The following is a 13,236-nucleotide window of genomic DNA, read 5'->3' on the forward strand; positions in this document are numbered from 1 at the left end:
CTCCTTTCGAAGCTGGAATGTCACAGCACCGCGAGGCTTAGGACCTCTCTTCAGTGCTGGGCGAGTTGCAACGGGGCAGAGAGGCTCGCACATCTGGAGTTGAAGTCACGCTCCGGAGACAAGGGCAGGAATGGCCAAAGCCTCATTCGCCTCGTCAAGGATCGAGAAGCTGTAGCGGCCATCCGCGTCAAGATCGACGGAGTAGCTCAGGCGGTCGAGTATGTTGTTATCCTGGTCGAACGTAACGATCCGCGGTTTCAGCGAGGTTATGTGCGCTTCGTCCAGATAGATCGAGTTGCAGACAATAATCTGGTCGTCGGGCTGGCAGGTGCGGGCGGCAGCACCATTGAGGATACAGCATCGTGAGCCGCGTTCGCCGAGAATGACATAGGTCGAAATCCGCGCACCGGAATTCTTGTTCCATATCTCCACGAATTCCATGGGCAGGATCCCCGCTGCTTCGCAGTGGTCGGGGTCGAGCGTTATCGAACCATGGTAGTTGAGGTTTGCTTCGGTGACGTAAATGCCGTGCAGTTTGCCGGCGATTATTTTTCGCATTTCTGCTGTCCCTATTCATCATACAAGGTCGACCTTGGCAGCCGGGTTTCCCGCTAAATTCCGACGACGAGTGCGCCGCCGCTGAGACCTGCACCTGCTGCGGCGAGCAGGATTTTCTCGCCCGGTCGAAACGGCTCTGTTTGATTGGCAAGCGAGAGCGACAGCGGGATCGTCGCGGCGGAAGAGTTGCCGTATTCGGCGATCGTCTTGACGATTGCTTGATCCGCTATGCCGAGGTTTCGCCCGACCGCATCAAAAATGCGGGCATTCGCCTGATGAGGCACGAACCGACCGACATCCTGTGGCCGCACTCCGGCCGCGGCGAGCGCGCTTATCGAGGAAGCAGTCATCATCTCGACTGCCTTGGCGAACACTTCACGGCCGTCCGTCATCGTCATCCGGGTTTGCCCGAGGTCGAGGCCGCCATGGAACGGCATGTTGCTACCGCCCGCCGGAATCTGGATCAGCCCGTAGCGCGAGCCGTCCGAATCCACCGAGGCACCGAGAATGCCGCGATGCGGGTCCTCGCACGGACCGATCACCACGGCGCCGGCGGCGTCGGCAAACAGCACGGCGCTGGCGCGCTCGGCCGGGTTGATACGGCGGCTGAGGATGTTGGCGGCAATGACTAGGCTCGCTTTGCCATGCAGGCGGGTGAATCCGTCCGCGAACATCAGCGCATAGATGAAGCCGGCGCAGGCGCCGGTCAGGTCGATCGCGCCGGCGCGGCTGAGCCCGAGCCGATGTGCGACTAGGGGTGCGCTCGGCGGCAGGAGGTGATCAGGCGTCGAGGTGGCGAGCAACAACAGGCCGATGTCGCTGCGGTCGATGCCGGCATTCGCCAGCGCCATGTCGCCGGCAGAGGCGGCAAGGCCAGACAGCGTGTCTTCGTCGGTTGCCCAGAAGCGTGACCGTATCCCGGTGCGCCGCTCGATCCAGCCGGGTTCAAGCCCGAGACGGTCTTCGATTTCCGGGTTCTCGATCTTGCGCGACGGCGCGTGATGGCCAAACCCGAGAAGGCGCGACGATCGGCTCATGGCCGCGAGCCGAAGCGTTCGCCGGCCTCCTCGATGGCGTCATAGAGCCCGTCAATTTCGCCGCCGGTGATGCAATAGGGCGGCAGAAGATAAAGGACGTTGCCGAGCGGACGCACGAGCAGGCCGAGCTCGAGGAAGAACGCACGCAGCTTCGGCCCGATCTCGGCCAGGTAGCCGGCAGATCCGGTGCGCAGGTCGAGGGCCGCGATCGTGCCGGTCGCCCGGCTGTCCGCGAAATATGGATTGTCCCGGAGGCGCCGAAGCCCGGCGGCCTGCATCGCGCTCAAGGCCGCCACCCGCTCGGCCACCGGCTCGTCGCGCCAGATCTCGACATTGGCAAGTGCCGCCGCGCAGGCAATCGGATTGGCGGTGTAGGAACTCGAATGGAAAAACGTCTTCTGCCGGTCTGTCGAATAGTGAGCCTGGAAGATGGCATCTGTGGCGAGCGTGGCCGCCAGCGGGATGGTGCCACCGGTCAGCCCTTTCGAGGTGCACAGGATATCGGGAGAGATGGACGCCTGCTCGCAGGCGAACATGGTCCCGGTGCGGCCCCAGCCGGTCATCACCTCGTCGGCGATCAGCAGCGTGGCGGAGGCCTCGGCGATCTTCTTCAACTCGGTCAGAACCCAGGCCGGATACATCAGCATGCCGCCGGCGCCAAGCACCAGCGGCTCGACGATCAGCGCGGCGGCGTGCCTGTCGCGGGAGACTGCCTCAAACCGGTCCAGCGTCTCCTGCTCTCGCCCGGCGGCTGGGAAGGGGATGGTGTCGACCTCGAACAGCAAGGGCTCGTAGGCGGCGTTGAACACGCCGCGGGCGCCGACGCTCATCGTGCCAATGGTGTCGCCATGATAGCTGTGCTCCATGACGACAATGCGCGAGCGCGGCGCGGCGATGTTGCGGAAATACCCGAGCGCCATCTTCAGCGCGACTTCGACGGAGGTCGAGCCGCTATCGGAATAGAATACCCGGTCGAGTCCGGACGGAGCGAGGCCGACAAGCGCCTTGGCCAGGCGCTCCGCTGGCTCGTGCGTGAAGCCTGCGAAGATGATCTGGTCGAGGCTCGCCGCGGTCGTCTCGATGGCCTTCATGATGCGGGGATGGCGGTGACCGTGGGTAACGACCCACCAGGAGGAAATCGCATCCAGGATGCGCGTGCCGTCGGCCTTTTGGAGATAGGCGCCCTCGGTCAGGACGATTTCAGGGATCGTCGGCTCGAGGGCGTGCTGGGTAAAGGGATGCCACACACGGGACATCATTCGCCTCCCGCAATCGAGGCGAAGGCGAAGCCGGCAATCATTGCATCCCTCAGCGTTTTGCCCGTTAGCGGATCGAGGTGCGGTAGCCTGCCGAGCTGCGGCGCACCGCTGAATTCCACGATGGTCCGTTGCGTATCGGCCATTTCATCGCCGATGAAGGCAATGCCAGCCAGCGGGATGGAGCGGGCGCGCAGCGCCTCGATCGACAGCAGCGTGTGGTTGATGGTGCCGAGCGTGGTGCGGGCGCACAGAATGACCGGCAGCCGCCATTCAGCGAATATGTCGATGAACCTTGTCTTCCGGTTGAGCGGCACCATCAGGCCGCCCGCGCCCTCGATCACCAGCGGCGCCGGCAGGACCGGAAATGAAAGATCGGCAGCCTCGATCGATATGCCATCGATCTCGGCCGAACGGTGCGGCGAAAGTGGGCTGTTCAAGCGGTAGGCTTCCGGCAGCACGCGCCCCGACGGCAGGCCGGCAAGCCGCGCAACCACCTCGCTGTCGGTCTCGCCGTCGAGACCCGATTGAACCGGCTTCCAATAGAAGCCGTCGAGCAGCCCGGCTAACCCGGCCGAGAATACGGTCTTGCCAATTCCGGTGTCTGTGCCGGTGATGACGATGCGTTGGGTCATGGCGCCTCCGGTCATGCCTTTGCCAACACCTCGACGAGCGTCTCGACCATGGCCGAAATCTCGGCCTCGTTGACGTTGAGCGTCAGCGAAATGCGCAGGCGTGATGTGCCCTCTGGCACGGTCGGCGGACGAATGCCGCGGATGTCGAAGCCGCGCGCCTGCAATGCCGCCGCCACCGCCATGGTGCGCCCGACATCGCCGATGACGAAGGGCTGGATCTGCGAGCCGCTGGGCGTCACGCCGCACCGCTCAGCCAATTGACGGCCGGCGAAGGCAACACGTTCATGCAGCTGAACGCGGCGCAGGGGCTCGTCGGACAGCATGGCGAGCGCTTCGCCCACTGCCACCGCCATCAGCGGCGATGGCGCGGTGGCGTAGATGAATGGCCGGCAACGGTTGACGAGATAGTCGCACAGCAGTCCCGGCCCGGTGACCAGTGCGCCGGACGCGCCGAGCGCCTTGCCGCAAGTATGGAGCGCAATGATGTTGTCGCGACCCTCGAATACGGCGGCCAGCCCCCGGCCGTCCGGTCCCCAGACGCCTGTGGCATGCGCTTCGTCGACGACGAGGAATGCCTCGTGCCGATCGGCAAGCGCGACGAGGCTCTCCATCGGCGCGCGGTCACCATCCATGCTGTAAAGGCTTTCGACCGCGATCCAGACGCGCCCCGTGCCGCCTTCGGCGCGCCAGCGCGTGATAGCATCCTCGAAAGCATCGACGTCGTTATGCGCGGCGAGCTTGAACTCAGCACGTCCTGCCCGCGCGCCCTCATGCATGCTGGCGTGGGCGAGCTCGTCCAGGATCAAAAGGTCGCCCCTCTGCGGCAGAGCGGTCAGCAGAGCGAAGTTGGCGATGTAACCGCTGCCGAAGAACAGTGCGCGGTCGGCCCCGAAGAACGCCGCCGCGTCTGCCTCCAGTTGCTCATGCTCCGGTGCATTGCCGCGCAACAGCCGCGATCCGGTGGCGCCGACCGGAGTGCCCCGCGCAATCGCTGCCGCAACCGCGTCGCCAAGTCTCCTGGAGGCGGCAAGTCCGAGATAGTCGTTCGACGAGAAGTCGAGACCGGCGCGCGGCGAAAGCGTGCGCAGCCGGTCCTTGCGCGCCAGCCCCTGCAAGGTCGCGTCATAGCGGGCAAGCGGTGCCCTGTTCATTGCGCCTCGAGTTCCATAGGCTCGATACCGAGGCGCCGGAACAGCAGAATATCCTTGTCTTCGCCGGGATTGTCCGCCGTCAGCAGCGTGTCGCCGACGAAGATCGAATTGGCGCCGGCAAAGAAGCACAGCGCCTGCATCTCGTCGGTCATGGCGGTGCGGCCGGCGGAAAGACGCACATGCGATTTCGGCATCATGATGCGCGCCAGCGCGATCACACGCACGAATTCGATCGGCTCGATGGGCCTGGCTTCCGCAAGCGGGGTGCCGGCGACCGGGATAAGCATGTTGATCGGAACGCTTTGCGGATGTTCCGGCAGATTGGCCAGCGTAACCAGCATGTCGATCCGGTCCATCGGCTCTTCGCCCATGCCGACAATACCGCCGCAGCAGACCTTGATGCCGGATTGGCGGACAATCTCGAGCGTTTCGAGCCGGTCAGCAAAGCTGCGCGTGCTGATGATCTCGCTGTAGTAGCGTTCCGACGTATCGATGTTGTGGTTGTAATAGTCGAGACCCGCCTGTTTCAGACGAGCGGTCTGCTCAAGATCGAGCATGCCGAGCGTCATGCAGGTTTCCATGCCGAGCGCCTTCACGCCTTCGACCACCGCCACGACCGCATCCATGTCGCGCGCCTTGGGATTTCGCCAGGCCGCGCCCATGCAATAGCGGGTCGCGCCAGCATCACGCGCCTTGGTGGCCTCGGCGATGACGCGCCTGACCTCCATCAGCTTGGACGCCTTCAGACCGGTTTCGTGATGCGCAGACTGGCTGCAATAGCCGCAATCTTCAGGGCAGCCACCCGTCTTGATGCTGAGGAGCCGGCTGAGCTGGACCTTGTTGGGATCGAAATTCTCGCGGTGAACGGTTTGCGCCAGGAACAGGAGATTGTTGAAGGGTGCATCGTGAAGTGCCCGAGCCTCTTCCCGGGTCCACATCCCGTCGTCAACGGATTGAGCCGGTGGCATTGTCTTCGTCGAGTTCGATGCGTGCATCTCTATCCTATTCCCTGGGGTTCCGGCCTTTGCGGCTTCTTAGCTGGCCGATTGACGGCGACCGGAAGTTGATCCGCCGGCTGCCGTCCATTCATCAGTCGATCATGAGTCCCGATAATCAAGTCCGATATCCAAGATCGGCGCGCTGTGGGTCAGCCAGCCGATGGAGATCAGATCGACGCCGGTGGCGGCGATGGCTGGCGCGGTTGCGGCGGTGATCTTGCCCGATGCTTCGGTGATCGCCCGACCGGCGACCATCGCCACTGCTTGCCGCAATTCGTCGACCGACATGTTGTCGAGCAGGATGGCGTCAGGGGTAAGCGCCAGGGCCTCTTCCAGCTGGGCCAGCGTATCGACCTCGACTTCAATCTTGACGAGGTGGCCGACGCTCATGCGCGCCCGCTCGATGGCCGGTCGAATTCCGCCGGCGATGGCGATGTGGTTGTCCTTGATCAGGATGGCGTCGTCGAGGCCGAAGCGGTGATTGGATCCGCCACCAGCCCGCACTGCGTATTTCTCCAGCGCTCGCAATCCAGGCGTCGTCTTGCGGGTGCAGACGATTCTTGCGCGATGTCCGCGAACCGCGGCGACGATCGATGCCGTTGCCGTGGCGATACCGCTCAGATGGCAGAGAAAATTGAGCGCCGTCCGTTCGGCGGTGAGAATAGCCCGGGCGGGACCGCTCACCGTTGCAATGACCTCTCCTGGCACGACTTCGCTGCCGTCCGTCCGCTCCACGGCCACCACGACATTCGGATCAATCAGCCGGAAGGTGAGCATCGCCAGATCGAGCCCGGCGACAATTCCCTTCTGGCGAGCCGACAGCACGGTCGTCGCGTGATGGTTCTTTGGCACGATGGCATCGGTCGTCAAATCACCGGCCCGGCCGAGATCTTCCAGAAGTGCTGCCCGTGCCAGAGGCTCGAGCATGATTGCGGGAGGCGGCGAGACGTTCATTGCTCGACCTCTTCGAGCGTTCCCGAACATGCGAATTCCCGGGCTGTTGCTAAGGCTTTATCGAGCGTGAGCTTGGACCGTTGGACGATGGCAGCACGATCGGGAAAGTCTGTCCGGTAGTGAGCGCCACGGCTTTCTTCGCGCAGCAAGGCGGCAATCGCGATCATCAGTCCCACTGTCGCGGGATCGGACGCCGCATCCTGGCGCTTGGCCAGCGGAAGCAATGTGCTTATGGTCTCGCGCAAGCTCTCACCATCCCGCTTCACGCCAAGGGCGCGTGACAGGAGAGGGCGCAAGGAGAGTGGATTTGGCGCCGGAATTTCCCGTGCCGTCGATCGTGTTCTGACGCCGATCGCAGATCCCGCCAGGCTTTCGGCGACCCAGCGCGCGCACACCACAGCTTCGGTCAGCGAGTTACTGGCAAGCCTGTTGGCGCCGTGCAGTCCAGTCGCGGCGACTTCGCCGCAAGCCCACAGTCCGGCAACGGAGGAGCGTCCCTCCCGATCCACCGCTATGCCGCCCATGTGATAGTGCTGGGCCGGCCGTATAGGGATGAGATCGCGCGCGGGGTCGATGCCTGAGCCCCGGCAGGCTGATGCGATCGTCGGAAACTGCCGCGCGAATGTCGGGCCAGGCTTTTCGCGTCCATCGAGAAAGACGCGGTGGCCCCTCGAAAGATGCGTCCAGATGGCGCGCGCCACGACGTCGCGCGATGCAAGTTCCGCGTCATGCACGTCTTCGAGGAAGCGCCTGCCTGTTTCGTCGACAATCGTCGCGCCTTCGCCGCGAACCGCTTCGCTGATCAGCGGCATCGGGCGAGCCGGCCCGTCGAGAGCGGTCGGGTGGAACTGGATGAACTCGATATCGGCAAGGACAGCACCGGCACGCGCCGCAAGTGCCAGGCCCTGTCCGCAACTGCCCAAAGGATTGGTGGTATCGAAAAACAGGCCGCCGATCCCACCGGTCGCGAGGACGACCCGTCCGGTACCCAGGAACACAGGGCTCATCGAACAGCTTGCCCAAACGCCCCGGATCGTATTGTCCTCTACCGCCAGCCGCCGCGCCTCAACGCCCTCGACGACCACAATCGACGCAGTGGAACGCACGGCTTCGACCAGCGCGCGCATGATTTCCTGTCCGCTGCCGTCGCCGCCGGCATGAACGATCCGCCGGCGGCCGTGCGCGGCCTCCAATCCCAGGCGCAGTGTTCCTTCTGGCCTCCGATCGAAGCGGACCCCAAAGGTCGCCAGGGTCTCAATCGCGCCAGGAGCCGCATGGAGGATGCGGCTGGCGATTTCCGCGTCGCACAGCCCGTCGCCGGCGGCGAGCGTGTCGGCGAGATGCAGTGCCGGATCATCGTCGACGCCAAGGCTGGCAGCCAGGCCGCCCTGTGCCCAGGTGCTCGATGCGTCGGTTCCAAGCGGTGTCCTGGACAGAAGTAGCACCGGTTCTGGCGCCAGATGCAGCGCGGTCAATAATCCGGCAATGCCGCCGCCAATTATGATGGGCCGGCCAAAGAAGCTGCGGACATCCGCGCTCATACGGCGAGCATCCGCTCGACGGCCAGCCGCGCCCGGCCGGCGATCTCGGGATCGATGCTCACGACATGCCGGTTTTGCTCGAGGGCCTCGCGGATGTTGGCGAGTGTGATGCGCTTCATATGTGGGCACAAATTGCAGGGCCGGATGAACTCGAGCTCGGGATGCTGGAGCGCGACATTGTCGCTCATCGAACATTCCGTCATCAGCACGACGCGTGGCGGCTTTTGCCTTTCGACATACTCAGACATGGCAGCGGTCGAACCGGAAAAATCGGCTTCAGACACCACGTCTGGCGGGCATTCGGGATGCGCCAGCACGATCACACCGGGATGGCTTTCGCGCAACTCGCGGATGTCGGCCGGCGTGAAACGTTCATGGACTTCGCAGTGGCCTTTCCAGGCGATGATCTTCACGTCGGTCTGGGCGGCGATATTCTGAGCCAGATACTCGTCCGGCAGCATGATCACCCGAGGAACACCCAGGGATTCCACGACGGCTTTCGCATTGCCCGAGGTACAGCAGATGTCGGACTCGGCTTTCACTTCGGACGACGTGTTGACGTAGGTCACGACTGGCACGCCGGGATAGCGTTGCCGCAGCAGGCGAACGTCCTCGGCAGTAATCGAATCCGCCAGCGAACAGCCGGCGCGCAGATCGGGAATGAGCACCGTCTTTTGCGGATTGAGCAGCTTTGCCGTCTCGGCCATGAAATGTACACCGGCGAGAACGATGACGTCGGCTTCGACCGTCATCGCCTTGCGGGCCAGCGCCAGGCTGTCGCCAACGATGTCGGCGACGCAGTGGAAGATCTCGGGCGTTTGATAGTTGTGCGCCAGGATGACGGCGTTGCGCTGCTTCTTGAGGTCGAGAATGGCCTCGATGTCCTCAGCAAAGACCGGCCATTCGATCGAGGGGATAAAGCGGCGAACGCGCTCGTACAGCGACGCGCCTGAAGGCAGGATGGCGCTCATCGAGCCTCCAGTTATAGTCTACAAGAATATAAGACCTATATATCCGTTGTGACTATAAGGGATGTCAAGCCCTCGTAAGCGGCAATTTTGTCCCGGCCACCGGCCTCTCATCGAGAATGTCGTGGCGGAAGCGGTAGAGTTGCGCCGGTCGGCCGCCGGTTTCGGTGGTCGTCTCCCCGGTTTTCTCCACCAGCTCTTGCTGCTCTATGAGCCGGCGAAAGTTCGGCTTGTTGATGAGCCTCCCGGAGAGCGCTTCCACGGTTCGCTGCAACTGCAAAAGCGTAAAGAGCGGCGGCATAAGCTCGAACACGACGGGCCGATATTTGATCTTGGAGCGCAGCCGCGCAATAGCCGTTGCCAGGATGCGGCGGTGATCGGCGATCATCGATTTGCCCACTACCGGAGTAGGTGCGGCTGAAGGTCTACCGCGCATCGCTTCCTCCACAAGCGCCGCCTCATAGAGTAGTTCATAACGCTGCAGCGCGAACTCTTCGTTCCATGACCGGTCGTCGAAGCCGAAGGCAACAGCCGCGCGCCGCCGGCGATCAAGCCGTACGGCTGTGTCGCCAGCGCTATCCGCCCATTCCCTCAGGCGCGGTCGCAAATCTTCCAGCACTGCCGCCGGCGCGCCAGAGCGGTGATCCTCCCATGGAAAATAGTCGTACCAGCTTGCCCAGGATCGCCTGGCTGCGGCGCCCGCATCTTCGATCTGCGTAAGTGCGAGATAGCTGATCGAGATTACGCGCTCTTCGGCGCCGATCCGGTCGCGATCGGCGAAGGTGTAGAGCTGTTCGATATAGCCGAGCGGCTGGCCTGTCTGTTGTTCCACCCATCCCCTGAGGCCCGACTGCAGCGAACGATGTGCAAGCTCGAATGGCCCCGAGGGCAGCGCGGCTTCCTGTCCAACGGTGAGAACGCAAGGTCCACCACCGTTCATTGCCACAACGACGGCGATCAGGTCGGCTTTGACGTCGTTGGCCTTAACCGCGGCCTTGCCTTTCCTGATGCCTTTTGCGCGATCGTCCATGGTCCCCGAAGTGGTTGGGCAGAGCTTTGCCGCGTAGGCGGCTGAATCGATTTAATTTGGTTTTGTCTGATAATTGTCGGCGCGTCAACACCACGCGTCGTCGCGATTTTAGCTGGTCGCAGCTGCACGAAAATATGCCAAACGCGACACCCGTGGGTGGTAACGGTGGGGAACGAGGCGTCCATTGAGCGCGGTTGCCAACTCCAAGGCGATCACACCGCCGGATGTACACGCCGATTGCAAAGCTCGTCGATCGACATTGCGACATTCTTCTCCAGTTCGCCCGCGTCGCCATCATCGCACTCGAACTCCAGCACAGCCTAATGCGAGTCAATAAATCGACGCGCCGGCACTATTGTTTCAGGTGAAATGAATCTAGTTTCAAAGGGTTCGACCGATAGGCCGGGCACAGCTGCGGCCATCACGGCCATTTGACATAAACGCGTCGCCCGATTGAGATTATCTTGACGGTAGCGTAGTTCGCCATCCAAGCCAGTCGAGATGACCATGGGCAAATATCGAGACCATCGCGAGCCACGCGGGCATCGCCATGTCGACGACCCCGTTTCCGTTTCGGAACGGACCTCCGAGCCAAGCTATTTTCAGCGGCCGGCGACCGTTACCGCGCACCCCGTCGACGCCGAGGTGTTGTGGTTCACAGTCAGCAAGGGTTTTGGCTTCGTCAAACTGTCGGACGGCAGGGAGGCCTATCTGCACGTCCGAGTGTTAGAGGCGGCCGGAAGCCGAGATGTTGCCGAGGGGACGCTTCTGAGGGTCACGGTCGAAAAAAGCCCAAAAGGTCATCAAGTCGCGCAGGTGCTGGAGATCGGCGATCAGATCGCGAAAACTCCGTCACATAAGCTCGCCGCTGGAGGGACCATCGCCGAGACGGGTGCGGAGCTGGAGAGCGCGGGCACGGTCAAGTGGTACAAACCCGAAAAGGGTTTTGGCTTCATTGCTCCTGACAACGGTGAGAAGGACGTCTTCGTTCATGCCAGCACCCTGGCCCGCTCAGGGCTCAGCGTGCTGGTGGAGGGACAGAAGGTGTTTGTCGAATGCGGGCAAGGCAAGAAAGGCTTGGAAGTCCGGAGCATTCGCCTCGCCTAGACGGCGCATCGCCCACGGCCCGTACGAAGATATTGCAGTGGTACAATTTACGGGCCGGTCGCAATATAAGTACAGGATTTGACCGATATGCCCGAGATCAGTCGGACGGGTTGGCCCTCAACTTCTGTCTCAGAAAAATCCGACACTTGTCGAGCATGTTCGACGAAGTTGCAGGGGTGCACGGGCTCGGCCATCGCGCCGGCTAGCATTCAGTGCGGGTCCATGAGGGAACGGTTAGCCTGCCCGCCTCAAATCCCGCTGTCGCGCCCTAGCTGCTATGAGCAGGCAAGTCTGGTCGCTTAGTCCGGTCTGGAAAAGGCGCACGAGGTCAGAGGCAACATTTTCGGCTTCTGGTGAACCCGGCTGGATATGGCTCTCTTGGCAAAGCTGGTCGAAAACCGACTTCAGGCTTTCCAAATCACTTGGATAGAGGGCTGGGTCAAGGTTGAGACGATCAATCATCCGGGCCTCCTGCGAGCTGAGATCTTGAACGACACAAAGGCGGCGGCGCAGAGACCCGCCGACAGGCGAAGATGACTCCGCCGAAAGTGCTTGTCATCAAAAAAGTTACTGACGGCTCGGCACATTCTTGACAACGAGGCAGGACCATATTCCTATCATGTTTTGGGCCGGAGACAGCAATGCCTGCCAGCCGCAAACGCATCCAAACCGATGCCTATCTGGACCGCTTTTGGCCCTATTACGCCGCTGTTGCGAGACGGCCTACAAACCCGCCCACAGCCGGGCTGCGTCAATGGCAACCGGGCGACCGCAGAGTGCAGAGTGCAGAGGCAGAGGGCATATCTGCCGCGACACCCAGCCGCGCTCAAGGTTTGCTTCTGGCCCAGGCCAACGAAATCGGACCTTCTGGCTGAGTCGGTGCGCGGGGCTGGAGCGCCCTTTGATCAGGCCGCGTCGGCACCTTCCGATGCGAGGAGCAGTGCAACTTCGACGCGGTTCCGGCCTTTGTGCTTGGCCTTGTAAAGTGCGGTGTCGGCGGCGAGAAGCAGGCCTTCCGGCATCCTGATCGTCCCGCCCGATCGTGACAGTGCGGTCGCAGAACCAATGCTGACGGTGACGCGTCCGCCGCCTTCCGGATTGTCGCCATGAGGCAGGCCGAGGTTTTCGATTGCGAGCCTCAGCCGTTCTGCTATTTCGAGCGCTCCTTCGCCATCGGTATCAGGCAAGATGACGGCGAGTTCTTCCCCGCCATATCGGGACGCCAGATCCCCAGGACGATTAAGCACGTCTCTTATTGCGGCAGCGACGGCACGAAGACAATCATCGCCTACCTGATGACCATATTTGTCGTTAAAGCCTTTGAACCGATCGATGTCGAGCAACAGTAAGGACATCTGTCCAGCGCTACCAACGGTGCGCCGCCATTCCCTCTCCAAGGTCTCGTCGAAGGCGCGGCGGTTGCCCAGGCCGGTCAGCCCGTCCGTCATCGCAAGTAAGCGGAGTTGCTCTTCGAGCCGTTTGCGTTCTGTTATATCTCTCATGATCAGCACGAAGTCGCCTGGAACGCCGGTTAGGGGATCACGGACGATGCGCGCCTTGCTCTCCACCCAGACGGTTTTCCCATCTTTGCGCCGGATCTCGATCGCAAGCGGCTCGCCTTCATCTGCTCCGGCAAGCAAGAGCGCGGCTGCCGCAGCGATGTTTTGAAGATGCTCGGGCGGGACGAACTCCTCCGGACCATGCCCCACCATTTCCTCCGGCAGCCATCCCAGAAGTCGGGTGCATGACGGTGAAACGTAGCGTGCCTTCGTGTCCGGCCCGAGTTGCATGATGACGTCACCGCTGTTCTCAGTGAGCATCCGGAAATTCGTTTCCTCCGGAAGAATGTCCGAACGGATAGCCTGGCCTGCCGATGACTGCCCCGACCCGGTGCGACCAAAAGCCTTGCGAATAAGCTGTGACGCGGATGGCAGGCGCATATTTGTCTCCTCTTCGGACACTTTTCTGCGGGGCGCGCCGCAGCATTCTTTATCGGTTGTT

Annotated in this window: 13 protein-coding genes; 1 reads left to right on the forward strand and 12 read right to left on the reverse strand. The window is 62.4% G+C overall.

Annotated elements, in window-relative coordinates:
• Positions 1-105: 105 nt before the first annotated feature.
• The 10 genes from panD to AC1D0N_RS27700 form a co-directional block, all read right to left on the reverse strand.
• Positions 106-558, reverse strand: a complete 453-nt coding sequence (gene panD, locus AC1D0N_RS27655; RefSeq protein ID WP_477249302.1) for an aspartate 1-decarboxylase — start codon at positions 556-558, stop codon at positions 106-108.
• A gap of 53 nt (positions 559-611) precedes the next feature.
• On the reverse strand, positions 612-1,595 hold the full coding sequence (locus tag AC1D0N_RS27660; protein ID WP_477249304.1) for a beta-ketoacyl-ACP synthase III: 984 nt from the start codon (positions 1,593-1,595) through the stop codon (positions 612-614).
• The gene (locus tag AC1D0N_RS27665; protein ID WP_477249306.1) at positions 1,592-2,851 is read right to left on the reverse strand and encodes an adenosylmethionine--8-amino-7-oxononanoate transaminase; all 1,260 of its coding nucleotides are present in this window, start codon (positions 2,849-2,851) and stop codon (positions 1,592-1,594) included. Before AC1D0N_RS27665 ends, AC1D0N_RS27660 begins: the two co-directional genes overlap by 4 nt.
• Entirely contained in the window at positions 2,851-3,486 is a 636-nt protein-coding gene (gene bioD / locus AC1D0N_RS27670; protein ID WP_477249308.1) for a dethiobiotin synthase, read from the reverse strand. Before bioD ends, AC1D0N_RS27665 begins: the two co-directional genes overlap by 1 nt.
• Positions 3,487-3,497: 11 nt before the next feature.
• Entirely contained in the window at positions 3,498-4,637 is a 1,140-nt protein-coding gene (locus AC1D0N_RS27675; protein ID WP_477249310.1) for an 8-amino-7-oxononanoate synthase, read from the reverse strand.
• Positions 4,634-5,632, reverse strand: a complete 999-nt coding sequence (gene bioB / locus AC1D0N_RS27680) for a biotin synthase BioB (RefSeq protein WP_477249312.1) — start codon at positions 5,630-5,632, stop codon at positions 4,634-4,636. Before bioB ends, AC1D0N_RS27675 begins: the two co-directional genes overlap by 4 nt.
• A gap of 102 nt (positions 5,633-5,734) precedes the next feature.
• Positions 5,735-6,589, reverse strand: a complete 855-nt coding sequence (gene nadC, locus AC1D0N_RS27685) for a carboxylating nicotinate-nucleotide diphosphorylase (RefSeq protein WP_477249314.1) — start codon at positions 6,587-6,589, stop codon at positions 5,735-5,737.
• On the reverse strand, positions 6,586-8,130 hold the full coding sequence (locus tag AC1D0N_RS27690; protein WP_477249316.1) for an L-aspartate oxidase: 1,545 nt from the start codon (positions 8,128-8,130) through the stop codon (positions 6,586-6,588). The genes nadC and AC1D0N_RS27690 overlap by 4 nt, the downstream gene beginning before the upstream one ends.
• Entirely contained in the window at positions 8,127-9,101 is a 975-nt protein-coding gene (gene nadA / locus AC1D0N_RS27695) for a quinolinate synthase NadA (protein ID WP_477249318.1), read from the reverse strand. Before nadA ends, AC1D0N_RS27690 begins: the two co-directional genes overlap by 4 nt.
• A gap of 64 nt (positions 9,102-9,165) precedes the next feature.
• Positions 9,166-10,128 (reverse strand): NUDIX hydrolase, encoded by a 963-nt coding sequence (locus AC1D0N_RS27700; RefSeq protein WP_477249320.1) that lies wholly within the window; start codon positions 10,126-10,128, stop codon positions 9,166-9,168.
• Positions 10,129-10,635: 507 nt separating this feature from the next.
• Here AC1D0N_RS27700 and AC1D0N_RS27705 point away from each other — a divergent pair.
• A complete protein-coding gene (locus tag AC1D0N_RS27705; RefSeq protein WP_477249322.1) occupies positions 10,636-11,235 on the forward strand; it encodes a cold-shock protein in 600 nt (199 codons plus the stop codon).
• Between the two features lie 234 nt (positions 11,236-11,469).
• Here the strand turns inward: AC1D0N_RS27705 and AC1D0N_RS27710 are convergent, their stop codons facing one another.
• On the reverse strand, positions 11,470-11,697 hold the full coding sequence (locus AC1D0N_RS27710) for a hypothetical protein (RefSeq protein ID WP_477249324.1): 228 nt from the start codon (positions 11,695-11,697) through the stop codon (positions 11,470-11,472).
• Between the two features lie 443 nt (positions 11,698-12,140).
• Positions 12,141-13,175: a sensor domain-containing diguanylate cyclase gene (locus AC1D0N_RS27715; protein ID WP_477249326.1), complete on the reverse strand. Its 1,035-nt coding sequence runs from the start codon at positions 13,173-13,175 to the stop codon at positions 12,141-12,143.
• Positions 13,176-13,236: the final 61 nt, after the last annotated feature.

This window comes from Mesorhizobium sp. P2_E10 (assembly GCF_056404235.1).